The sequence below is a fragment of the Bacteroides ovatus genome, from assembly GCF_001314995.1.
In the GTDB taxonomy this organism is placed as follows: Bacteria; Bacteroidota; Bacteroidia; order Bacteroidales; family Bacteroidaceae; genus Bacteroides; species Bacteroides ovatus.
The window spans coordinates 6,273,727-6,300,518 of record NZ_CP012938.1; the positions used below are offsets into that span (position 1 = coordinate 6,273,727).

The 26,792-nt window shown below is 40.2% G+C and carries 14 protein-coding genes; 2 read left to right on the top strand and 12 right to left on the bottom strand.

Translation table 11 applies throughout. The features are described from left to right. Nucleotides 1-23 precede the first annotated feature (23 nt). Both Bovatus_RS23780 and Bovatus_RS23785 read left to right on the top strand, forming a co-directional pair. Nucleotides 24-2,780 carry an outer membrane beta-barrel protein gene (locus Bovatus_RS23780; protein ID WP_052588026.1) on the top strand — a complete coding sequence of 919 codons (2,757 nt, stop codon included), beginning with the start codon at nt 24-26 and terminating at the stop codon, nt 2,778-2,780. A 90-nt stretch (nt 2,781-2,870) separates the two neighbouring features. After that, entirely contained in the window at nt 2,871-4,442 is a 1,572-nt protein-coding gene (locus Bovatus_RS23785) for a ClC family H(+)/Cl(-) exchange transporter (protein WP_004302179.1), read from the top strand. A gap of 85 nt (nt 4,443-4,527) precedes the next feature. On the opposite strand, the gene Bovatus_RS23790 is transcribed toward Bovatus_RS23785, so the two are convergent. The 12 genes from Bovatus_RS23790 to Bovatus_RS23845 form a co-directional block, all read right to left on the bottom strand. Next, on the bottom strand, nt 4,528-6,480 hold the full coding sequence (locus Bovatus_RS23790) for an LruC domain-containing protein (RefSeq protein WP_052588027.1): 1,953 nt from the start codon (nt 6,478-6,480) through the stop codon (nt 4,528-4,530). 176 nt (nt 6,481-6,656) lie between these two features. Beyond that, a complete protein-coding gene (nfo, locus tag Bovatus_RS23795) occupies nt 6,657-7,490 on the bottom strand; it encodes a deoxyribonuclease IV (protein WP_004302181.1) in 834 nt (277 codons plus the stop codon). A gap of 201 nt (nt 7,491-7,691) precedes the next feature. After that, on the bottom strand, nt 7,692-10,313 hold the full coding sequence (locus Bovatus_RS23800) for a DUF4962 domain-containing protein (RefSeq protein WP_004302182.1): 2,622 nt from the start codon (nt 10,311-10,313) through the stop codon (nt 7,692-7,694). Between the two features lie 34 nt (nt 10,314-10,347). After that, on the bottom strand, nt 10,348-11,616 hold the full coding sequence (locus Bovatus_RS23805) for a sugar MFS transporter (protein ID WP_004302183.1): 1,269 nt from the start codon (nt 11,614-11,616) through the stop codon (nt 10,348-10,350). Nucleotides 11,617-11,759: 143 nt separating this feature from the next. Then, nucleotides 11,760-12,701: an ROK family protein gene (locus Bovatus_RS23810; RefSeq protein WP_004302184.1), complete on the bottom strand. Its 942-nt coding sequence runs from the start codon at nt 12,699-12,701 to the stop codon at nt 11,760-11,762. Between the two features lie 31 nt (nt 12,702-12,732). Next, nucleotides 12,733-14,361 (bottom strand): PHP domain-containing protein, encoded by a 1,629-nt coding sequence (locus tag Bovatus_RS23815; RefSeq protein ID WP_004302185.1) that lies wholly within the window; start codon nt 14,359-14,361, stop codon nt 12,733-12,735. A gap of 67 nt (nt 14,362-14,428) precedes the next feature. Beyond that, the gene (locus Bovatus_RS23820) at nt 14,429-16,045 is read right to left on the bottom strand and encodes a sulfatase family protein (protein ID WP_004302186.1); all 1,617 of its coding nucleotides are present in this window, start codon (nt 16,043-16,045) and stop codon (nt 14,429-14,431) included. A 53-nt stretch (nt 16,046-16,098) separates the two neighbouring features. Continuing rightward, nucleotides 16,099-18,099, bottom strand: a complete 2,001-nt coding sequence (gene hepC, locus Bovatus_RS23825) for a heparin-sulfate lyase HepC (protein ID WP_004302187.1) — start codon at nt 18,097-18,099, stop codon at nt 16,099-16,101. A gap of 59 nt (nt 18,100-18,158) precedes the next feature. Then, nucleotides 18,159-19,463, bottom strand: coding sequence for a DUF4995 domain-containing protein (locus tag Bovatus_RS23830; RefSeq protein ID WP_004302188.1), 1,305 nt, complete (start codon nt 19,461-19,463; stop codon nt 18,159-18,161). A gap of 180 nt (nt 19,464-19,643) precedes the next feature. Then, nucleotides 19,644-21,317: a RagB/SusD family nutrient uptake outer membrane protein gene (locus tag Bovatus_RS23835; protein WP_004319853.1), complete on the bottom strand. Its 1,674-nt coding sequence runs from the start codon at nt 21,315-21,317 to the stop codon at nt 19,644-19,646. 16 nt (nt 21,318-21,333) lie between these two features. Beyond that, nucleotides 21,334-24,486, bottom strand: coding sequence for a SusC/RagA family TonB-linked outer membrane protein (locus tag Bovatus_RS23840; protein ID WP_044917815.1), 3,153 nt, complete (start codon nt 24,484-24,486; stop codon nt 21,334-21,336). A gap of 20 nt (nt 24,487-24,506) precedes the next feature. Then, a complete protein-coding gene (locus Bovatus_RS23845) occupies nt 24,507-26,780 on the bottom strand; it encodes a surface glycan-binding family protein (protein WP_004302191.1) in 2,274 nt (757 codons plus the stop codon). Nucleotides 26,781-26,792: the final 12 nt, after the last annotated feature.

Below are 26,792 nucleotides of genomic sequence, written 5' to 3' on the forward strand. Positions count from 1 at the left end.
TTATTTTACTAAATCAACACAATTTGAACATAGACAGCCATATTTATTCTTTTCAGTACCGTTTGATTACTTGTTATGTCTTGTTACTGATTAGTTTGACTGTTTTTGCTCAGTCCGGCAAAGAGCGTTTTTCCGGTCGTGTGATTGATACTGAAACCTATCAGCCGGTACCGTTTGCTACGGTCCGGCTTTTAGCTTTACCGGATAGTACATTGTTGGGCGGCGGTGCTACGGATGCTATCGGTAAATTCCAACTTTCCGTTTCCATTCCTAATCATGCAACTAAAGCGAAGTCTTTATTATTACAGGTTTCATATATCGGATATAAGCAGGTTTTTCATCCAGTTTCCATTTCCAGCAAAAGTTCTTCTTGTGAATTGGGGGATCTGAATCTGACTCCGGAAAGTTATGCTTTGGATGAAGCAGTGGTAGTAGGACAGGCTCCAATGGCGGTGACAGAGGGGGATACAACGGTATTCAACGCTTCTGCCTATCGTACTCCCGAAGGTTCAATGCTTGAAGAATTGGTAAAACAGCTTCCGGGAGGTGAAATAGATGCAGACGGTAAGTTGCTGATACATGGCAAGGAAGTAAAAAAGATTTTGGTGGACGGTAAAGAGTTTTTCTCTGATGATCCGAAAGCCGCTCTTAAAAATCTTCCTGTGGAGATGGTGGAGAAGTTAAGAGCGTATGAACGTCAATCAGATTTGGCACGTCTTACGGGAATAGATGACGGAGAGGAAGAGATGATTCTGGACTTGTCTGTGAAAAAAAATATGAAACGGGGCTGGATGGAGAATTTTATGGGAGGATATGGAAGTAAAGACCGTTATGAATTAGCCAATACCTTGAACCGTTTTCGTGAAAACTCTCAATTAACCATTATCGGGAATCTGAATAATACCAATAACCAGGGATTCTCGGAATTACAGAATGAATCTTCCAGTTCAACAGGTAATATCCGTAGCCGGATGGGACTGACTACTTCCCGCTCATTGGGGCTTAATGCAACTTATGACTGGAAGCGCGTTAAATTACGCTCAAATGTTCAATATGTGGGTACCGATCGTTTGGAAGACAACCGTACCACAGTCGACAACTTTCTCCGTGAGGACAAATCCATCAATCTGGGCATGAGCCATAGCCGGCAGCAGAATCACGCACTGGTAGCCAATGCTTCTCTTGAATGGAAAATGGATTCTGTTACTACATTGATTTTCCGTCCTCAATATCGCTTCTCGAGCAATGACAGGGAAAACAATGGCTCCCAGGAAGGGTGGGGGAATGATGTGTTGCTGAATGAGAGAGAGTCCTCCGGCACTAATCATAATTCCCGGTATAATCTGGCACTGATGTTGCAGCTTAGTCGGAAATTGAGTCGTCTGGGGAGAAATGTTGCTTTGAAGGTAGACTATGGTACTAATGCTTCAGCTACGGATCGGACGAACCTTTCTACTACCCGGTACTTCAAAAATAATACGAAGAAGATTCAGAATCAGAAAATAGAGGATGATGTTGACGGATTCAATTACCGGGTGCAGTTGGTGTATGTAGAGCCATTACCGTGGCGGCATTTCCTGCAACTACGTTACAGTTATCAGTATAGAGTGAATAATTCCGATCGCTTTGTCTATGACTGGGATAAGGAATTGGAAGAGTTTGCTCCCGATTTTGATGAAGAATCCAGTAACCGTTTTGAGAATCAATATAGTAATCATTTAGTAAATCTTGCGATACGTACCTCGCAAAAAAAGTACAATTATAATATTGGTGTTGATTTTGAACCTCAAAAGTCTGTTAGCCATTCATTGTTGACTGATGCTCCCGAAGATCAGTTGGAAAGATCGGTCATGAATTTTTCGCCTACTGTCAATTTCCGCTATAAGTTTTCAAAACGCACCCGTTTGCAAATTGTGTATAGGGGAAAAGGGAAACAGCCTAACATACGTGATCTCCAACCTGTGACCGACCGTACCAACCCTTTGAATATCCGTGTCGGAAATCCTTCGTTGAAGCCTTCATATATGAATACTTTTACGTTGAATTTCAATTCTTATAATACCAAACATCAGCGAAATATCGTAGCTACCGCTTTGTTCGAGAATACTATTAACAATGTAACCAATCAGGTGACTTATGATAGTGAAACCGGTGTACGAACTACATCTCCGGTCAATATGAATGGTAATTGGCGGGCCATGGGTTCTTTTTCTCTCAATACCCCTTTTAAGAATCGTAACTGGATATTTCGTACTTATTCCTATCTGCAATACCGGAATCAGAATGGCTATACAACCTTGAATAAAGAAGAACCGGTGAAAACTTCCGTACAGCATTTAACAGGACGTGAGCGTCTACGGATTACTTATCGTACCCGCCAAATGGAACTTACAGGGCTTGTTGGTCTGACTTATAACAATTCTTATAATGATGTACGGGAGAAGCGTACTGAGACTTTTGATTATCAGGCAGGAACCGAATTGCAGCTTTATCTTCCCTGGGGGATGGAGTTATATAATGACCTGACTTATTTCCTTCGTACCGGATATGGTTATGAGGGTTATGCCAAAGCAAATTTCATGTGGAATTGCCAGCTGTCAAAAGCCTTTTTGAAGAGGAAACAGTTACTAATCCGCTTCAAAATATATGATATTCTTCATCAGGACATTTCTATGATACGCACGATAACCGCTACTGCCATTCGTGACACTGATTATAATGCATTAGGTTCTTACTTTATGGTGCATGCTATACTTCGTTTGAATATGATGGGAAAATAATTAGAAATTAAATCTTCATTAGTTTGAAAACCACAGCAGGGTTTTGATTGTTGTATGTCCTACGTATAAAAACAATGTAAGGCTGGCTGAATGTTTCGACTGATAAAAAAGATAAAAGATAAAGGTCGTTGGCGCATTTTTAAACTGAAGTTGATTGATGCCCGACTGTACTTTGTCAGTATCTTCGTAGGATTACTGACAGGACTTGTGGCTGTGCCTTATCATTACTTATTACAGTTTTTCTTTAATCTCCGTCACGATTTCTTTGATTCTCGTCCCAAATGGTATTGGTACATACCTCTTTTTCTTTTGATGTGGGGAATACTTGTATTCGTATCCTGGTTGGTAAAGAAAATGCCGCTTATTACCGGTGGGGGTATTCCGCAAACACGTGGAGTTATCAATGGCAGGGTTGATTATAAACATCCTTTTCTGGAATTGGTGGCAAAGTTTGTAGGTGGAATACTTGCATTAAGTACTGGATTATCTTTGGGGCGTGAAGGTCCCTCCGTGCAAATAGGTTCGTATGTTGGATATTTGGTATCCAAATGGGGGAGGGTGCTTAGTGGTGAACGGAAACAACTATTGTCTGCCGGCGCCGGTGCCGGGTTAGCTGCTGCTTTTGCTGCCCCATTGGCTTCATCATTGTTGGTGATCGAATCTATCGAGCGATTCGATGCACCTAAAACAGCTATTACCACTCTTTTGGCAGGAGTAGTGGCAGGTGGAGTTGCCAGTTGGATTTTCCCGATCAATCCTTATTTTCATATTGATGCTGTTGTACCGGGGATGACTTTCTGGGGGCAAGTGAAATTGTTTCTTTTGCTGGCAGCAGTGGTTTCTGTTTTTGGAAAGTTCTTTTCTGTCACCACTCTTCAAGTGAAACGTATTTACCCTGCTATTAAGCATCCGGAATACGTAAAGATGTTGTATTTGCTTTTTATAGCTTTTCTGATTTCTATGGCTGAGTTTAATCTGACCGGAGGAGGGGAGCAGTTCTTATTATCACAAGCTATGCATCCGGACACGCATATTCTCTGGATTGTCGGCATGATGTTGTTGCATTTTGTTTTTAGCACTTTTTCTTTTTCTTCGGGTTTACCGGGAGGAAGTTTTATCCCGACGCTGGTGACGGGAGGACTTCTTGGACAAATAGTGGGATTAATTATGGTTCAACAGGGTGTTATTGCTTATGAGAATATTAGTTATATCATGTTGATTTGTATGTCTGCATTCCTTGTTGCAGTAATCCGTACCCCTTTGACAGCCATTGTACTAATAACCGAGATTACGGGACATTTGGAAGTCTTTTATCCTTCTATTGTTGTAGGCGGATTAACTTATTATTTTACGGAAATGCTTCAAATTAAACCGTTCAATGTTATTTTGTATGACGATATGATTCATTCGCCTGCATTTAAGGAAGAACCGCGTTACACATTGTCTGTAGAAATAATGAGCGGCTCTTATTTAGACGGGAAAATAGTAGATGAACTTCGTTTACCGGAGCGTTGTGTGATAATTAATGTTCATCGTGACCGGAAGAATTTGCCTCCTAAAGGGCAGACATTAATGCCCGGCGATCAGGTGCAAATAGAGATGGATTCGCAGGATATAGAGAAACTGTATGAACCTTTAGTCAGTATGGCGAATATTTATTAAGTGTCTGGCTCTTATCCTTTGATATATACAAAAATAGCTGAAAGAGAGATTCTTCCAGCTATTCTTGTTTCAGTATATTAAGTACTTATTTTTTCTTATACCAATCGGCGTTTGTACCATATTTAGCCCAGTCTATAAATTTAGGATAGATTTCGCTGATAGACTTCTTCTCGTTTTTATCGAAGTTCTTTAGTTCTGCAATATCATTAGCATTGGCATTTGACAAATAGAATGCAAAAGGATAAATATTCTCTTGATTCGATACATAGTAAATGCCTTCATTAGGTTTAGAACAGTCTTCATATTGTCCGAAGAGAGAAGTATCGACTTTAGAAGTTGGTTTCTTCATAGGACAATGAACTTCCAAGCGATTACCTTCTTTACTAGGACGGTATATGAATGCATCGATTGATGTTTCCTGCTTTTTATTCGAGTTTTTATCTCCGTATTTGAATGTTACTTTATATTCGGCATTTGGGTTTGTTTTAACATTATCTGTCAATATAATTGCATTGCTTTCACGAGTAAATTTGTCAGCTCCCGAAGCTACAGTAAAGTCCTTTTCATTTTCTTTTCTAATAAAGTATTCAGTTGACTGTGCATTTCCCTCATTTGAAAGAATGAAACCTAATCCGTTAGTAAATACAGTCGATTTATTATATAAAGTTTTAAATGTAAATGACTCGCTTAAGATTTCATTGAATATATTGAATACTTTTTGATAAGTATACTGAACCAATACGTCATTCATATCGTAATCACCAGCTTTAGGCCATTCATCTTCAAATGCGTATACACCTGTCTTTTTAATAGTTGTATTTAAGTCTTCATCTACAGGAGGAACATTAGTGATTTCAGGATTGGCTTTTAATGAGAATACAACATCTGTAAAATTCTGATCATCCATGAAATCTTCAAAGGCGATAGCAATGTTACTGTTTTTATCTTTAAACATAGCTGTACGTACATCTATACCGCTATTAACTTTAGTACTAAATCCTTTTGTGGAACTGGCATAAAATCCTTCGGTTAGAGTATAACTGTTGAAACCTGTAAAATAGGTGTTCCATGCGTTGCAAGCGAGAATAAAACCAATGTAGTATCCTTTGGGGAAGTTCTTGCCTTTTGGATATTCCGGATCATCAAAATATTTTAGTTGTACAGCTGTACCTTCTTTTATACCTTGGGGAGAGGCTTGAAGGCTTCCATTATTCCAGGTCATTTGAGTATTGGGGAATACAGCATATACTTTTACGTCTTTCAGACTGGCAGGAGCTTGATCGTATCTGTAATAGTAGTAGCCTAATGAACTGTTCCAACAGGTCCATCCTCTTAATGCAGTTAGTACTACGGCTGTTTCATCTTCCTCTACATATAAGTCGGCTTGAGTACGATATTCCTCTGGACAACTTCCTAATGTATTCAATACCTTACTTACAGTAGTACGTAATTCTTTCATTTCAGATTTACTTAAAGTGAGTTTAGGATCATTACCTTTATAAGCGTAATTAATAACTCCACTGCGATCGTCGAATGAACCGAGATTAGTATTCCATCCTAGATTCTTAAATCTGTTTTTATCAAATGAGGTTGATTCTCTATAAGATGCTCTGGTAGTAAGTTGTTCATCTGTGTCTGATACTTTCAAAACACCATTAACTATTTTTGCTGGTATTGCCTGTCTGGCAAAAGGTGATGTAGAAACGATATACACATTAGATACATAAGCCGGCAATTCAACCGTTGCGGTGAATTTACCTTGTTCATCTGTCCATGCACCATCTAATGCCTGAACGTTTTCTTTTAGAATGGTGGTGTTTTCACCTTCAATCAATGGATTTCCATCATAAATGGAAAAAGGAACTCTTGATTCGGAATCGGAATAATCAATTTCTACTTGTACTTTTTGTATAGTAGAAAAATTAGAGGTGTTAATTTCTGCCCCTGGAGCTTCTTGGTATAAGTCTTTATCACTATCCACACAACTGCTTATACCCACTACAATTACCATTGTGCATGCTAACCAAAATCTTCTCATATCTAATAGTTTTTGTTTATGCGATACTTTAGTTCGTTTTGTTTTTAAAAGAAACCCGTAAGTTCTTTGAAGTTCAAAGGCTTACGGGTACAAAGATATATATAATATTCAACACAACCATAAAATAGTTGAATATTTTTTCAAAATATGTTCTATAACTTGTATTTTCTAATCTTTTATTCCATACTTCTTAACCATGCAATTTCTTCTTTCCATTTACTTTCATCCGGAGTTTCGAGTATTAACGGTATATTATCAAATCTGGAATCTTGCATCAATCTTTCAAAAAAAGCTTTGCCAATCAATCCTTCACCAATGCTGTCGTGGCGGTCAACATGGGTGCCTAATGCTTTTTTAGAATCATTCAAGTGCATACCACGGAGGTAGTTGAATCCGACTTCTTTATCAAATTCATCAAATACCTTATCATATTCATTGACAATATCGTAACCAGCGGTATAGGTATGGCAGGTATCGAGACAAACACCTACCCGGTTCTTATCGTTTACCCGATCAATGATATATTTCAATTGCCAGAATTCGCTTCCTAAATTACTGCCTTGCCCGGCTGTGTTTTCAATAACAGCTGTTACTCCTTTTGTTTTTTCTAAAGCGAGATTAATGCTTTCTGCAATAAGCGACAGGCAATCTTCTGTTGATATTTTATTGAGAGAGCTACCGGGGTGGAAATTTAAAAGCTTCAATCCAAGTTGCTCACAACGTTGCATTTCATCCAGAAAAGCGGCACGACTTTTTTGAAGTCCCTCTTCCTCCGGATGCCCCAGATTGATAAGGTAACTGTCATGTGGAAGGATATATTCCGGTTGGAAACCATATTTCTCACAATTCTCTTTGAAGAGACTGATACTTTCTTCTGTTAGAGGTTTACTTACCCATTGACGTTGATTCTTGGTGAATAACGCAAAAGCATTTGCTCCTATTTCATGCGCATTAATGGGTGCGAACTCTACGCCACCAGAGGCGCTAACGTGTGCTCCGATATATTTCATTGTTCTTTCTTAATTTATTTTACTCTGCAAATATAACGTTTTTAAAGGAGTATATGTTTGTAGAGAGAACTCTTCTTGGTTACAATTCATAGGATCATGTACTTTATACTCTGTTCTTTATCTTTTATTCTCTATAAAAAATATCCCGCTATTCAATTTATAGAAGATTGAATAACGGGACAGTTTTTTTGGGGGGGGAGATTAAATCTCAAAATCCGGTAAATAGTCTGTCAGGACTTTATTAATCTGTTTCCCTTTCACCTGATCTGTTACCGTCGTTGCACCTTCCTTTTTACCGGCATCGTAGTTTAAGGAAACTTTCTCCACTTTATTACTAACGTGGATAGCAGCTTTTCCTTTTTCCGTAAGGTTGCAAGTGATAGTCCAGTCACCTACTTGAATGATATTGCCTTTGCGAACTACCTGCATATCCGGACGGTTATCTCCATGTGTATCCATTACAGTCAGGAAACGGGCGGTTTTGCAAGGAATAGTTGTAGAAGAGAAATGCCAGTGATTAGGATATTTCACAGCTTTTCCTTGTGCATTCGTTACATTTTTCCAGTTGGTCGGAGCACAGAAGAAAGTATCTACCATTGCCTGTTCCGTTTTTGCCGAACTGAAAAGATGGGCAACAGAGATACCACCGGCTTTATTCCTTCCGGTTACTTTCACCTCATTGGGCAGTTCCTGTATTTCCATCGGTAATTCTACAGTATGTAAAAGGTAACTCCATGTAACAGCCTCCTTTCCTTCCAGTTCATCATAAATCACGAAAACTCCGCTACTTCCCAGTTGGATAATATGGCGGCGGAACATATTCAGTTTGTTCTCATCCCATCCTTTTTCAGGCGTATATTGCGTACCGGATAGTTCGCCACGTTTTAGCCATAGGGGAGAAGTCACTTTACCATAAGCATTGGAAGCATCTCCTACCATATAAGCGATTTTTTCTCCTTCATACCAACGCGGAATCCAGCCATATCCTTCCGTTCCAATCTTTTGAGTCATTCCATTTACCAAAATGCTGTTGTGTGCACGGGTGTTACGGTAAGAATACATACAATGATCGTCTGTAAAACCTGTACGATGTCCGCTGCTGTAAAAAATGGCTTTACCTCCATAGAATGTATTAAAAGCATTCTGATTGGCCAGTGCATGGGAAGTGGAACCATAAGAACTGGAGCGGAACGATAACATGGCATTATTATCTATATCTCCCAAAGAGGTATTCATCGTACCGATTCCCGTTTCATTGAATACTTTCGCCATGGGTAGTTCGGCAAGAGTATGTCCTTCTTTGGGGAGAGCTTTCTTGGTTGTACAACGATACCAGGTCAAGTCTCCGGATTTTCCGAGGAAAGTTTTTTCCATGATATCCGGTTCCTTTTGCAGAATGGTATGTACATAAGCGGCCGCCCACGGATTATTACATTCACGTGCCAAGGCATCCGCATAACCTACTCGTGTACCGTTCGGCTTCATTTTGCTTTCATGTGAATTGCCTTGTCCGGCAGATTTGGAGAATGGAGGCTGCTGGTAGATGACGTAAAATGCATTGTTGTTATACCACGGATCAGCGAAGAAATCGAATCCACTGATACGGGAGTAGAAAGCGGGAACTTCAATCAATGTGCGAAGATTGACCTGGAAATAAGAATCACCATTGTGCCATCCTCCATCCGCGTTGAGGCCCGGCAGACGGGATACCCATTCATTGTAGCAATAATCCACCCAGGTGGAAGCCATCGGGAGTTCGTCATACGTAGCAAATGCCGCCATATTCAAGATACGGAAAGTCATTTGCCAGACATGATTATCAGCAATGCGGTTTTCCAAGTGATTGACATATTCATGATAGAACTTCTTTCCATTGTCACGAATCGTTCTTAGGAGTAGTTTTCTCTCATTCGGAGTCAACAGATTGTACCATGCATCATACGCTGAAGTGCTCATGGACAGAATAGTAGAACGATTGAAATCTCCAGCAAAGTACTTACTGTTTTTCCAGGAAAGAATTTCGGAAAGACGCTTAATACCTTCTTTGTAGTATACCTCGTCTTTCGTTAGCAGGTAAGCGCGTACCATGGCTTCGATATTTGCTTCTTCACGGTCTACAATCTTACGACTTTCCCGAATCAGGGCAGAACGATATTGAACAATGTTTGTCAACTTGACAACCTGGGTTGTATCAATTTCTTCCTCCAGATGTTTCAGCGGGTGGTTCAGGCATTTATCGGCTTTTCGGATATAAGCCTGTGCCTCCGGATTGTTTTTATTCCGTTCGATGATATTATCCCAATCTTCGGCATCAAGCAAGATGCGGGGATGGGTCTTGGGCAATTTGGTTAATACTTCCTGTAGAGAAGGAGGGTTGAATGCACGTATGTGTTCGTCTATATAAAAATGATAAACAGGTGACCATTCTTCTTTTCCTTCTTTGTCAACGTAGGCATGTTGCCAATACCATTTCCCTTTTTCAAAGAGTTTGAATGGGTTGAAAAAGGCCCATTTTCTTTCGGCGGTAATCACTTCCGATTTGAATTCGGGGTCGCGTGCAATACGGATACGGTAGGTTACTTCGGGTTTGTAGTCCTCTTCTTCAACTCCGTCCAATACAGCACCGAGGTGCGGGAACTTATCCGGCCACATAAAACGTGGGGGATTGACAGTAATATGCTGTCCGTCCAGAGGCGAAGGCGTTTCGCGAACTTCATGCATCAAGGTCTGTTGAGTCAGACGCATGATTCCTTTTTGTGCATATCCATTGGCGAATAGCAGAAGGGTGAATAAGAGAAAAATAGATATTCGTTGTTTCATCATATAACTTTGCTTTTATTATTCATCGCTTTGTTATTCAGCGTTGTTTGAACAAATCTTTCGGACGAACAGTCTTGTTATTAATCAGTGGACGTGCCCAGAAACCGATAAAGGTGATATATCCTACAAAAACAAGGATAAAGAGCATACCCGTACGGAGTGATGTAGCGTCTGCCAGTGTACTTACAATCATCGGACCACCGGCACCACCTACAATTGCCGAGCATAGTATACCTGCGAATGAACCGTGGTGCTGTGACGCAGAGTTCAGTGCCAATGAGAATACGATGGAATACATCATGGAGATGCTGAATCCAACAGCAGGGAAAGCAAGCATGGATACTTCTTTACTTCCGAACAATGCCGATAATAATAGGATGATCGTCAGAATTCCGGAAATTTGCAACAATCGTTTACTGTCAATTAACTTGAGCAGAATCATACCTACCAGACAACCGGCTGTCATCAATCCCCAGAAATAGCTTACGGCCTGTGCACCGTCTGTTTGTGGGTTAACTCCATGGTATTGTTCCAGGAAAGTACTCATGAAGATTGAAGTTCCCTGTTCCGTACTTACATAGCAGAAAATTCCCAGGAAAAACAGCCATACATATTTCTGTTTGAATAAAGCCAGATATGAATCTTTAGACCCGCTTTTCTCGTCTTCTTTCAACTCGATCTTGGGAAAACGGGATACACCGACAGCTATCAGCATGACCAATAGTAGGATTGTAAATACCCAATAAAGAGATACCCACGGCATTTCCCGTGGAGTGACATCGGCCAACAGGTCGATAAAGAAACCCTTACCTGCTGTATATGTTGCCGGATCAAGTTCACGAATTAGATAAGTATATACCAGAGGACTTAGGAAAGAAGCAATGCCAAACATGAACTGTGCCAGTTCGGCGATAAATGCATAGTTTTCTTCTCCTCCTACAGTGCGTTGGAGTGGATTCAATACCGTTTGTAACATGGCCATTCCCAGTCCGATGATGAAAGAAGAAGCCAATAACATCGGATACGTGTGCATGCAGGCAAATAAGATGGTGCCGATGAACGGCATCAGAAATCCACCGAATAATACCGGCTTTTCACCGAAACGGTCGATGAGCAATCCGGCAGGGATAGACATGATGGCATAGGCCAGGAAGAAAGAAGTCGGGATAAATCCCGCCATTGCCAGGTCACTTAGATTGAAGTTGTGGATAATATCCGGAATGAGTGGCCCTAGAATATTGGTGATAAACGAGATGGTAAACCAGAACGCCATAATCAGCGCCAGCATCCCTAAATTTTTTCTCATAATCTTAAATAGTTGATAGTTGATAAATGATAACTGATAGATGGAAGTTGATAATTAATTGATGATTGAGTATTTGTATGTTGGGATAACTTTCATTTACTAACTATCATTTATCAGCTATCAACTATCATTTATTTTTGTTTTCATTTGAAAAAGAGTGAAGCGGCTCCAATACTTCCGGCCTTGTTTCCAAGAGCGGCAGCTATGATTTGAGTATTCACGGCACAGTCGGGGATAGCGTAACTGTGGGCTTTTTCGCTTACTTTCTGAATATAAAAGTCTCCGGCTTCGGAAAGTCCTCCACCGATCACAATCTTTTGAGGGCTGAAGATATTAATGAATCCTGCAATTCCATGTCCCAGAAAATCACAGTGTTCTTCCAGCGATAGTTGTGCAATCTTATCTCCTTGTTTGTAAAGGCGGACGATCAGTTCTCCATTAATCTCTTCATTCGGGTAGGAGATACCTGCGTCTATTATCCGTTGACTGAAACGGCGTACCAAAGCAGAAGTGGAAGCATAATGTTCCAGACAGCCGACGGAACCACAGGCACAAGGTTCGCCATTGGCAATGAGAGGCACGTGCCCCAGTTCTGTCCCCCGGTTGGCATAACCGTTGAACAATTTGCCATCGATGACTACTGCACCGCCAATGCCTGTTCCTACTGTTAGGAAAACAACATGAGTGGCTCCCTGTCCGGCTCCATACATTGTTTCTCCTAATCCCATCAGATTGGCATCATTTCCCAATAAAGCCGGAAGTCCGGTTTCCTTTTCAATGCGGTCCGCCAGATGTATGTTTTCCCAACCGTTGATGTTTTCCGCACCTCCCAGAACTATGCGGTTTGTAGAATCTACGATGCCCGGTGTACCGATTCCTATACCATTGATTTTGTAGCCTTGTTCCTGTGCAAAGGCTTTCACTTCATTGATAGCAGTAACCAACTGTCCGATGACAGCTTCTGCTGATACTTCGGCTTTCGACGGTAACTTCCCTTGAAAGTAAAATACGCCTTCATTATCAATTAGGGCGTATTTTACAGAAGTTCCGCCAAGGTCAATTCCTATAGCGTATTCTTTTTCCATATCACCAAGTAATACTTAATACTTAAAAAAATCACACTCTTTCTGCCCAAATCGGTGAACTCCAAGCCCATTGTCCGTCACGTTGGCGAACGCGTACATAGTAGTAGTCCGTATCACGTTGCGGCTCTTTATCTTCCATGTAGTGTTCCAAAGTGAAGCAGCTTTCCGGCATAGCGCGATTGAAGAGGATTGCCTCGCTCAACCAACCGATCATGAAGTGTGAACGTGAACCTTCGAGCAATTCGCCCAATGTGTGTTCAAACTTCTTGCCATTGAATTCGGCAATGATCTTACCGTCTTTGGGCATTTCCACATCCAGAATGACGGCTTGCATGGCTGCTGTAGTCGTATTCGGATTCTTGCTACTGTACATATCCAGTTCGGTTTCCTTGTCGCCAACGGATACAATACGGTTGACATGCGTGTGGAATTCAGTTTCACCTTCTTGCGGAGAAGTGAACGCTGCGCCACGGAAACAAGGAGTTACACTATGGATCTGTCCTTTGTCCACTGACAGTTTACCCTGCCAATGTACGTATTTCTCTTCACGATTCCAACCAAAATCAACTTTAACTTTGCAACGTACCGTATCACCTTCCGGAGCAATCGGAGTCAGAGGGCCGTTCATGCGAGCTAAAATCTGTCCGTTCTTGACAATATCTACATAGTCGATACAGCTTTCACCTGTGACGTTCAGATAGATACGGCGGCTGTTACCACGAACCACGTCACCCATGAAAGCGTCGTTGAGGCAGAAGTCTATAATAATTTTATCACCGGTTGCGGCACATACGTGGCGGGTGCGGAGAGCTTCCCAAATAGCGTCGCGAGTCAATGATGGAGCCATGACACCAATACGACCGTCGCCATAACTTCCCGGATAACCGGAATGTTGGTCGGTAGAAGCCATGATACCGAATTTGTTGCCTAATTCAAGACCATATTGAATGGTTCCTTCCCATTGGCGCGGCCCCATATCGTGTAAATAAGGATAATCTCCCTGATCGCTTTCTGCCAGACCGTGACGGGAATACATTTCTACGAATGGGGTAATATCTCCTTCGGTAAAGCATTTCCAGTTGTAACCACGATAACCACCCTGGTAACCCATGTGATGCGGAGTGATAAATACTTTGTGTCCTTTTGCCTTCTGTTTCCAGTCTTCGATAGAAGTACATTCTACAAGCGGTGCGTCAAGATCATAATTCAATGCAACATGGTCACCATGTTCCATGCTGTGGGCCTCGTATCCGACAAAAGTAAGGAACTCACCTTCTTTGTTGTATTCATTCGTCATTTTTACGTACTTCTCATAACCGCCTTCACGCAAACGTTTGAAAGCTCCTGTGTGATAATCAATCACCCATTTCAGGCGGGGATCATCTGCTCCGGGAATATCCGGCCACATAGCATGAGGAGTGACACTGACAAAATCCAATTGTCCTTTCGCTGCTTCAAAAGCGTCGCGCATGTCGCCGTGTCCGTATGTGATGTTGCAATGGTTATGTAAGTCGCCCCAGTACATTTTGAGATTACTGGCTGACGGCATAATCTTTTTTGCTTCTTTGCTTCCAGCTGCGCAAGAACCCAGCAAACTGCCTGAAGCTGCCAATCCGAGGAAAGACCAGCCTGTGTTTTTTAAAAACTTTCTTCTATCCATGGTTTTATCTAATTTATTCGGTAAACTAATAATGAAGCATATTAATTCTTATTTATATGTCCTCCTCTTAGCGGTTTTGCATTTGTCGGCGATCACCTTTAAAGAGGACTTTTTCCTTTTCATCCGGGTCAGTATCTTTGTACTGTTTTTGAGTGTCCTGAAGTAGCTCCATCAGCTCTTTTTGTACTTTAGCATACTCCGGTTTGCCGAAGACGTTGTTCATCTCTCTCGGATCAGCTTTCATGTCATACATTTCCCATTCATCAATATCGTTGTAGAAATGAATCAGTTTGAAATCTTGTGTACGGATACCATAGTGACGTTTTACAGAGTGTTCTGCAGGGTACTCGTAATAATGGTAATAAGCAGCTTTACGCCAGTCGGCCGGGGTTTTGCCTTCGTTGACCAATATCGGTTTCAAAGAAGCTCCTTGAATATCTGACGGGATATCTACTCCGGCAAAGTCGAGGAAGGTAGGAGCAAAGTCTACATTCATGCTGATTGCATTACTGGTACTTCCTGCTTTGATTGCTTTCGGGTAACGGATGATAAGAGGCATGCGCTGACATTCTTCATACATGAAGCGTTTGTCAAACCAGCCATGTTCGCCAAGGAAGAAACCCTGGTCGGAGGTATAGACAATGATTGTATTGTCCAGTTCACCAATCTTTTCGAGATAATTCAGTAGTCGGCCGATATTTTCGTCTACTGCCAGAACCGTAGCCAGATAATCGCGCATATATTGTTGATATTTCCAGCTGATTAAAGATTTGCCTTTCAAGTCACCTTTGCGGTATTCGGCAATGCGCCCGGCGTATACAGAATCCCATTTATCCTGAACTTCAATAGGCATACGTTTATATACACTATAAAGACGGTTGGTTGTATCTTTCAGCATCTCTTCACGAGTCATCAATTTGAGATCCCAGTCGTTTGTCAACGTGTGCTCGATAGACATATCCTGCTCGCGAGCAGCTCTTCCACGACCTTCGTAGTCGTCGAACAGATTAGCCGGTTCCGGGAAAGTTGTATTATTGAATATGCCTAAATGACGGGGAGCGGGCATCCAGTTACGGTGTGGGGCTTTCTGGTGATACATCATGCAGAACGGTTTGTTCTTGTCCCGTCCTTCAAGGAATTTAATTGCTTTGTCGGTAATAATATCCGTAGCATATCCTTTTTCTACGATATGTTTTCCGTCTTCCCAGAAATCAGGATCGTAATAGTCACCTTGCTCATGTTGGCCGCTAAGGATACTCCAATGGTCGAAACCTTGCGGTTCGCTGATGAGGTGCCATTTGCCGATCATGGCAGTCTGGTATCCGGCTTGCTGAAGAAGTTTGGGGAATGTCTGCTGATCGCCGTTGAATGTACTTGCATTATCGGTAAAACCATTCTCGTGACTGAACTTGCCGGTGAGGATGCAAGCGCGTGAAGGTCCCGAAAGAGCATTGACAGCGTAACAATTATCAAAGCGAATACCTTCATTGGCAATCCGATCCATATTAGGAGTTTGGATCAGATTTCCTCCATAACAGGACATTGCTTGAGTGGTGTGATCATCCGTCATCATGAAGATGATGTTTGGCTGTCTGACTTCTTCTTTCTTTTGGCTGTTGCAAGAAACGAGGCTTAGTGCTGCCAATGGGAGGAGTAGGGTAGAGGAGGTGTAATAGTTTTCCATAATGATAAGAAGCCTCTCCCAAGAAAAGGGGCAGGGAGAGGCTTTGAGGCTTTTTATAGTTTGTATTTTAATGACTGTTTCTTTCCGTTTACTTTCACTTCTACTTCCAGACCGTTTTCATCGAACGCTTTGTTCTTGAATTTAGCGTCAAATTTAGGGGCATCTGCGCTTTTCTTAACCGGGTAGATAACAGTGATGTAACGTACAGCTTCTTCACCGTCTTTTCTCACGTTGAATGATACATTCATACGTTTGTAGCGTTTGCGATAAGCTGTTGAGCACCATCCTGGTTCTTTCTTCATACTCATGCCAGCAGGGCCGAAGCATTGCAGTTTCATGTTGCTTCCATCCTCGAACTGTGTCAGGAACGTCATGTCTTCGCGGCTGTTGGCAATTTCTCCTTTCGGCATCTGATAGTGGAGATTGATAGAACCTTTACCGCTACCTGCCATTTCATCTACAATGACAAAGTAAGTGTTATCAACGAAGAAAACAGAACGACGGTGTTTCAGATTCTTGTAACTCGGATTTTCAGTCACTAAAGTCTGGATAGCACCTTCCGGTTGCCACAACTTAGTAACAGATTCTGTTGTATCGAGATTCTTGTTGTCCAGGGTTACTGTGTTGTGAACACAAGTCTGACGATGCCAGTTGCGTTGTTCCATTACTTCGCCTTCACCTGCGTATACATACGAACCAGAATCCGGGAACAAATTCTTGCCGTTGAACCAAAGTTCAAATGTTCCATTATCCGGCTGACAGTGCCAGAAAGCTTTCGGACCTGCCTTTACTACCATTTGGGTAGCATCCATTCCCCATGAATTACGGAATACAAAGAAGCCTGATTTCAGGAAACCTTTGGACATATAATCCGGCAATGCACCTTCTTTTCCTTCTGTAGCAAAGTATTTGATTGCCTGGTTTTTCGGGAACAGTTTGCTCCATGACTTGTAGTTTTTCACCATTTCTTTCTTTGTTGTCAACTTGGCGTCGCTGAAACATGGATTGGTGTAATCAGGGAAAGAAATGTTTGCATAGAACATAATCATGTTTTCAATGGTATCCAAATAATCTTGAGGGAATTCCTTACGGAATCCATTAGCATCTGCGATACCTAAGGCTTTACAGAAAATGTTAATAGCTGCCAGATGATAATGTGGGTCAAGTTCGAACTGTCCGCCATCTTCGTATACCTGTACGTGAATTTCACGGTTCAGAATGTCGATGCCACTTTTTCTCCAAGCCGGAGCCTCTTTGAATTCAGGGAAAAAGGCACCTGCATAAATCATGCGTTGAGCTTCAAACAGTAAATGGTTGCCTTGATCCGAGTAATTAGCAAGGATATGTACAGCATGTTTGTAATAGTTCACCAGGAATTCTGTCAGGAAGTCCGGAGTGAAAGAAGGTGAGGGAAGGAATAACTGGAATTGCGAAGTCTGGTCTTGCAGACGATTACTCACTTCCAGAGGACGCCATGCAAAACGTACGTTTTCTACTTCGCCTTTGATTTTTCCATCACTTACCAGCTCATATTCTTTCTTATCCATCTTCACCAACGGATTCTTTTTAATCCAGTCGATATACTGGTGTGCCCATTCTTTAGCATATTTTTCATCACCGGATATACGGTAAGCTTTACCCATTGGAGTGAACCATTTGTGACGGTGCAATTGCCAGCGGAGCTCATTATCTTTCACCGGCCAGTATTGCCAGTTGATATCTTCTCCATAATTGTAAGAAGGTTGATAACCTTTATGTACGAAGAATGTATGTTTCAATCCGTCATCCGCCCATTGCTGTTCTTCTTTGCTGATAGTCACTTTGTTCAGATTGATATCCGGAGTTTTTACGTTGGTACGTGCACGGTAATAGTCCAGTAATGCTTTGGCAGCATCCTCATCTTTACCCTCCTGATGCAAAGCTTTTACTTTCTCCAGTCCCGGATAGTCCAGGTTAAGAAGAGAAAAGACTTCGCTTTTCAGTTCTTGGGCGTAACCCTTGCTTACGAAACATGCGATTGCAAGCAAAATGATGTACTTTAAAGTTTTATTCATGATATAATTTACGATTTTACGATTTACTATTTACGATTGAAAAGACTCTTGCTTTTGTATTATTGGATCACTCTCAACTCTCCATTCTCAACTTTCAACTTCTTCAATTCCATGAATCTCTTCAATGCTTCCAGATAATAGTAGTCAGCATAGTTCAGTGGAGTATCGATTTCAGAGCCGTTAGGCAGTGAACCGACAGAATGCATCAGAATGAAGCCCTGATTGTCACCCACTTTTGCAAGATATGCGTCGCTTGACAAACTCTTCAGAATCTTTTCCGCATAATCCAGATATTTCTGTCCGTCGGGAACCATGGTGCTTAGTTCGATCATGGCAGAAGCAGTGACAGAGGCAGCAGATACATCGCGCGGAGTTTCTTTAGTTACAGGAGCATCATAATCCCAGTAAGGAATGGCATCCTCCGTTTTTACGCGGTCCATAATCATATTGGCTATATCCTTTGCAAAGTTCAGGAAAATGCTGTCATTTGTTTCACGGAAGCAAGCGGTATATCCATATATAGCCCATGCTTGTCCGCGTGCCCATGAAGAATCATCGTTCTTTCCTTGGAAAGTTTGTTTGCTTTCCACTGTACCGTCGTTGTTATAGCTTATTACATGCCAGCAGGTATAATCCGGACGGAAGTGATTATGCATGGTGGTCATAGCATGTTTGATAGCAATGTCTTTGTATTTATTGTCACCTGTCGCTTTTGCTACATTAAACAGAAGATCGAGGTTCATCATATTGTCGATAATAACCGGGAAGTTCCATGTTCCGAAATCCCATGAACGGATAGCACCGATAGAGTCGTTGAAACGACCGCAGAGGTTATCGGCAGTTTCTCTCATCACAGCAGCGATGGTATCGTTAGGTGAAAGACGTTCTGCATTGCCATAGCTGCAGTTGACCATGAATCCCAAATCATGCGTACCTTTATAATAGCGTACCGGATTCAGAAGATTGGTATATTCGATTGCTTGAGTTTTCAGTGTATCGTTTCCTGTCAGTTCGTATGCATACCATAATGAACCGGGGAAGAAACCACTTGTCCAGTCATAAACGTTGCAGAGACGGCGTTTGCCTAGCTGGTCAGCAGTAGGTTGTGCGCGTAGCGAATCTTTGAATGTTAATGAATCTCTTTCCAACTGACGGCAAAGGAAATCCATGTCATAACCTGTACGGATGGAGCGTGGCAGCATTCCTGTACCACTAACTTCTTCAGCAGAAAGTTGTAATTGGGCGGAAGCTACATCCAGTCCTTTTTTTATCCAACTGTAGTCTTCCTTTGGAGCTGTCTGGCACGACGCGAGTGCAATACTAACCGAAGCAAAGAGAACAAGTTTCATTTTCATGTTATTCATTTTAAGTGATTGTTTTTAGAAGTTTTGTAACTGATGCAAAAGTAACCGAAAGGCAAAACTTTCCGTTGCAGGATTGTCCAAAAGGTGTTTGAACTCTGCTTTTTAAGTTTTGATTTTGTTGAAAAAGGTTTTAAATTTCTCCAATATGCCCTAATTAAGGCATATTGGAGAGAATGAGGACTATTCCCAATTCGGATTTTGATTAAATTTAATCATCAAGTCCATGTCTCTTTGTGGAATGGGAAATAGTTCATGCTTACCTTTTACAGTATGTCTGTAAACAACATAATTAAATTCAGTTTCCGCAGTCCACCAGTTAAGCAAATCATTGTATGTTTTTTGAATAGTTTCATAATATATTCCCCAGCGGATTAAATCCATGCGGCGGTGTCCTTCAAAAGCCAGCTCATAAGCTCTTTCTTGATAGACTGCTTTACGAAAATCTTCTTCATTTAAATCTTTTAAATCACAAATACTCGTCTTACTAGGATTACCAAATCCACGACGGCGCACCATATTGATCGCTTCATAAGCTTCATCAGTAGGTCCATGTTTCCATTCATTCAAAGCCTCTGCGTAAAGTAAAAGTACATCTGCATAACGTAGGAAATACCAATTAACATTTGATTTATCGTTATTGATTAATTTACTGGTGGTTACATATTTTTCAATGTCCCATTTAGCAGGTGTATAATTTTGTTTTTCTTTTTGTCCTTTACTGGGGTCTTTGTCTTTTTCTTTAGCAGAATAATCGGTATCATTTTTTCCTTTTGTCCAAAGTACTTTATCATCATCGTATTTATAATTGGCAACGGAAAGATCGCAGCGTAAGTCTTGAGGATGTTCACGCCATTCTGTTACGAAAGTATGCACCACTTTCACATTTCCTGCGCAACTTCCACGCTGTCCTGCGATTGATGTGGTTTTAACTCCATTCCATTTTCCAATACGGCCTACAGGGTCACTGTTTCCTGAAACGGTAGGGGAGTAAAATGATATTTCGATCAAGCTTTCTGTTGGGTCCCAAACCCCGTTACAAGTGTTTTTCCATAATTGTTCGTAATCAGATAGAAGAGCATGTTTGCCGGATTCTATTAAAGTACGCGCGGTTTTAGCGGCTTCTTCCCATTTTGACTCATCATATACAGGATATCCTGCCCATGTGGCGTAAACTTTTGATAATAAGCCTAGAGCAGCCCCCCTGGAAAAACGATAGCTGTTATCGATGCGGTATTGGTCATCTTGTGCATAGGGCAGTATTCTACTAGCGTAAAGCAGGTCATCTTCGATGAATTCATACACTTTTTCCGGTTTTACTTGAACAAATGTTCTTGGATCTTGTTTCGACATTTCTGTATTGGTCATAAGAGCAATATTACCATATCTGCGCACTAATTCAAAGTAAAACATAGCTCTTAAAGCTCTTGCTTCAGCTATATATAAAGTGGCCAATTGACGGTCGGTATCTGAGTATGTATTTATTTTGCTTGAGATTCTTTCTAGAAAATCATTCGCATTATAGACACCGGCATACAAAGATGACCAAGTAGTTTGTACTTCCGATTGAGTGGTAGGAAATGCATTGGCTGGTATGATACGATAGTTCTCCGTACTATTTCCTTCTGCCTGCTCCATATCTGTTCCTAAATTAAACAATATAGATAAATGATAGCCATATTGTCCATCTTCTATGGTTGAACGATAAACACCTTGTAATACAATCTCTGCCTCTTTAGCATCTCGCATAAAGTTTTTCTTTTCTACATCGGTGCTGGTTTCTTCGTCTAATGTGCAAGAATTAAAAGGTAATGCACATATTACTGATATTGCTATATAGTATAGAATCTTTTTCATTGTACTTAATTTATTATTAAAATTGAATATCAAGCCCAAAAGTAAATACTTTACTCTTTGGATATGCACCCCAATCTAGTCCAGGAGTCATCGGATTGCTCCCTGCTGTACTTACTTCCGGATCATAACCACTATATCCTGTAACACAGAATAAGTTTTGTCCTGTAGCATAAACACGAAGTCTGGATACATAGAATTTACTTGTCCATTTTTTAGGTAAAGTATAACCTAATGTTATATTTTTCAAACGAAGGAATGAACCGTCTTCTACAAAACGTGAATAGACATCATTGGTAATGTATCCATTATATAAAGGTACTTTATTGGATGCATTGGTCGGACTCCAGCGATCCGCTACTTCAGCCAGCATATTTCTACGTCCGCTTCTTGATTGAGTTGAATATAGACGGGTTGCATTATAAACGTCATTGCCGTAATTGAATTGTAGCATGAAACTGAAGTCAATCCCTTTATAATTTAGTGTATTGGTGATACCTCCATACCATTTGGGGATTGCAGAACCGATGACAGTACGGTCTTTGGTTGTAATTTTACCATCTCCGTCTTGATCTTTATATTTTACTACACCCGGTCTTAAAGGCTCTTTTGTACTATAGCGCGGGTCATTAACGACTCCGTCTTTTAAATACAATGTAGGATCGCCTGGCTTTGTGTAAAAATCAGAACTTTGGTAGATCCCATCAAACTCATATCCGTAGATCAATCCTAAAGATTCACCAACTTTGGCTATGTAATCATATGCGGTGAAGTTGCTGTCGAATCCGGAACGTGCATACATCGCATCTACACCGGAAGCAAGTGACTTTAATGTATTTTTGATAAATGATATATTAAAGTTCGTATTCCAAGTAAAATCTCTTGTTTGTATGTTAATACTGTTCACATTTAATTCAAATCCTTTATTTTGGATCTTACCAATGTTCTGCATTTGTGAGTTAAAACCTGTAATGTGTGCAAGTGATTGAGCTAGCAAGAGATCTTTTGTATTTTTGATAAAGAAGTCTGCTGTAATATTTAGGCGACTATCAAAGAAACCAAGATCTACACCTAAGTTCACGGTATTGGAACCTTCCCATTTCAGGTTAGCGTTTTTGAGTTGTTTCGGTGTCAATACCGTTACTGTATTATTACCTACTCCATATTTACTAGCTTCATATAAATCTAATGATAAATAGTTTGAAATACGGTCATTACCGACAGTACCCCAACCGAAGCGAACTTTAAAGTTTGACAACCATTTTATATCTTTCATGAATGCTTCTTCAGAAACACGCCAAGCAGCTGAGAAAGAGGGAAAGTATCCCCATTTATTCTTTTGGGAGAATACAGTAGAACCATCTGCACGTATTGTCGCTGTTAATAAATAGCGATTGTCATAATTATAGTTACCACGGGCGAAGAAGGATAGTAGCATCTTGTCATTATAGCTGGAGCTCACTTTACTAGGAGTAGCTCCGATGCCTAAATTGTCATTGCCCAGATTATCAAATGGGAAATCCATCGCTTCTCCTAATAGATATTCGCTGCTTTTGAATGAAACTTCATGGCCTAACATCACATCATAAGTATGTTTTTTAATCTTTTGTTTCCATGTGAGGTTATTATAATTAGTCCAACGTACGTCGCGTCCCATTTGAGTTCGGCCATACGGCTTTTCTCCATTACGATATGCTTCTTTAGAACCTGTTTTGTAAAAAATGTCAGTTCTGCTGTCAGTTGTATTATAGGTACCAGCTGTCTTAAATGTTAATCCTTTAATAATTTGCCAGGTTATAGATGCATTGGCTGACCACATTTCTCCACGTTTATTATTAGTAACGGATTCGGTTTGCATGACAGGATTGACTTGAGCAAGGCTTTCTCCAGTCTCTAGCATTTCAGGGTCAATAGCAGAATTTAATAAATCTTCATCTGTCAGCTTCAGACCACCTGTTGGACGTGCACTTAGAATTTGTGCTAACATATTAAAACGTCCGGAGTCTGCGGAAGTTCCCACGCCTTTACGGTTCGTTTGTGCGTAATTAACTGTTGTATCAAAAGTGATGTTTTTTGTTATCTTTTGATTAAAGCGAATTTTACCTGTCGTTTTATCAAATCCACTATTCTTAAAAATACCATTTTCAATATAACGGGAAAATGAAGCTGTATATTTGGTATTATCACTACCGCCTGAGATGGATAGATTATGGTCTTGTGACCATGTCGGATTGAAAGTCTCTTCTTGCCAGTCTACTCCTTTCATTCCGATATAATCTTCCGCTGATTGATAAAGATAAGGAATTCCATTATCATCATTTCCTGATTTATAGTAGGAATTTGCATATTCGGTTTTTATTTCTCCTTGCAATTTAACGAATTCATAAGGAGAAAGTACATCTAACATTTTTGAAATCTTACGATAACTTGCAGAGCCGTTGTAGTTAATTACAGGGCGTCCTACTTTACCTGACTTGGTGGAAACCATAACCACCCCATTGGCTGCGCGCGCACCGTAGATAGCGGCAGAGGAGGCATCTTTTAAAACTTCTATAGATTCAATATCGGAGTTCGATAAATAATCGATATTATCTACTTGAAAACCATCTACGATATAAAGTGGAGAAGCATCTCCTGTTAAAGTACCTACACCACGGATGTTGATATTAAATCCAGCTCCTGGTGTACCGTCAGTTTGGGTAATTTGTACTCCGGCAATTTGTCCTCCTAAAGCCCCCATAACAGAACTGCTTTTATAGCCTTCAATGTCTTTGGAAGCGACGGATGCAACAGAACCTGTCAAATCACCTCGCTTCATGGAACCATATCCGACAACAATAACTTCGTCTAAAGTTTTATTATCTGGTACCATTTTAACATTCATAGGAGATTGTCCGGTATATTTAATCTCTTGGGTTTTATATCCAATATATGAGAAAGATATTATTGAACCTTTTGAGGTTGTTAACGTAAAGTTTCCGTCGAAGTCAGTAATAGCTCCAGTAGATGCACCTTTTACCATAACTGTTGCTCCGATAAGCGGAGTGTCTGTTTCATCTACAACAACACCTTTTACAGTTATGTTCTGGGCTTGTAAGCTGATTGTGAAAATCAGTGCTAAGAGGGTGATATACCCTCTTAGTTTTATTGATTTAGTGATTGTATTATACATAGTTAATGATGTTTTGCTCATTATTTAATAAATTTTTTGTCAAACCATATGATGATAGGTGCTATTTTCTTTCCATTTTTTAATGATTCTCCGGTTTCTGTTGTATCAACGGTGACATTTGTAAGGAAAGTCATTTCTCCAACCATAATTCCATTAGCATATTCTCCATTACTATTTTTCCAGATATTCGGACTGATATGTATAGTCAGGTCATTAGGAACTACATAGGCTAATGCTACGGATAGTCTATCCGATTGATTAGGTAATTTCTTACTATGGCTCATGTCGTATACGCTGCCGTAATATGACATCGGATTCCTAGACCCGGTTGATAGTTTTATATCCATAGCTTTATAATATGTAGTCCATAGTTCATTTAAGAATGAACCGGCAGCTCCGGGTGCTCCTTTTACTAAAGTACCTTCTGTGGGATAGTAGTTAAATGAACGGCGGTAATCTAATGCGAAATTAGAAGTTGTAGTTATTCCGTTAACTGTAACCAACGGAACTGTTGAATTACCACCATTTTTCGGATCAGCTTGGAAGACAAAAGGATTATAATGGATATGTACTCCATTATTTGCTTTTAAGTCATAATGAATAAATACAAGAGTTGTTTGAGATATTTGGCTATCTTTATCTGTTCCGGCTGTTGCTGTAACATAACAAAATCCTATTGTATTTGCTTTGACTCCATTTTTATCTGCGGGCCATGTAGCTTCTTGATTGAAACTGATTTTTCCTGTATTGCTATCGATTGTTAAGTTGTCACAATTATTTCCGTTCTTGATGCTCCATGCGACCGATACATTCCCTTTAAGCCCTGTTTGTGGACTTGGGAAAGTGAAGCTTTTTAATGTAGCATCCGCATTAGCTTCATTATCTTCTGTAATTCTAAATTGATTAGCATTATTTTCTTCTGGTACATCAATGTTGTTTCCATAACGAATATCAGTGAAGTAATTAGGATTCTCAATGATATTCAGAGTAAATGTCGCATCTGCAGGATTTTCTGCGTTTTTAGAGTTAGTCGCTCTCACGGTAAGAGGATAATTTCCTTGTGGAATAGTATTTCCCTTTTCTACAGAGATTGTTCCAGTTTGGGCGTCAAATTCTATCTGACCCTTTAATGCATCCGGTTCATTAATCAAGCTGAATTGGATATTATCTCCTTTCAACCCTTCCTTAGGACTAATGGTGAACTTTGAATATTGATATTTATCAATACTTGTTTCATATTCGAATCCTGAAATTGGCTCAATGTATTCTACGACTTGTAGTGTAAATGCATTATTGAAATCTTCTTCTCCAAAATTGTTTTTAACATGTATTGAGATGACATAGTTATTTCCACTTTGCAATCCGTGGTCTTTGTCAACGGAAAGAACTCCGGTAGTTGGATCTATTTTAATTTTATCTGTTGTAGGAGTAATATTTTTTATAGAATATTCTATTCCTTCTAATGAACCTTTAAGTGCAGGCGCATTACTCTGAAATGAGGTCTTTCCACTTTTGTCGTTTTCAGCTTCTAGCATATCTTCGTTAGGAGTGTACTCCAAACCAAAAGGTGCTGACGTGACATTTATTTCTAGTGCATTCTCAAATATTCCTTCATCTTCAGAAGAAGCTCCGGTTGTTAGTTTTAATGAGATGTTATAAATACCAGGAAGAAGTGCTGTGCTACCTTTGATAATACTTATTTTTCCACTTTTAGTGATGTCGAAGTATTTTGAATAGTCACTTTTTGCAATCTCATATTTGGTAATGGTTACATGATCTCCATCTGTCTTGACTTGCGCTGTTGGTAGTTCTACTTCACTTGTTTCATCAATAATATCATTATATTTGACTTGGAGTTTGTTGGGTTCCACTGTAATTCCATCGGGGACGGCCTTCAAGAAGTTTATTTCTACAATATCTTTAAATTCATAATAATTCCCTCCGGATATGCATGATATGGATAATTTATATAGGCCAACTTGCATATCTTTGGTGCTATTTATAGATATGAATCCATCATTTGGGTCGATAGTAAAACAATCTCCGGAATAGGCTTCACCTTTTAAAGTTACTTTGGTTATAGCAAAATCAGAAGGTGTATTTCCTTTATAAGTTGGGCTACTAATTCTTCCACTCATCGAAGGACCTATATCAGTCATACCTGAGTAGAATATTGTGAATTTAGTAGAATCGGTAGTTTCTGTATCATCACAAGATGTATAAACTACACTCATTATAACTATCATCAGACTCATTATAAGCCTTGATTTGGTTTTTAATAATGCATGTTTCATTTCTTAGATATA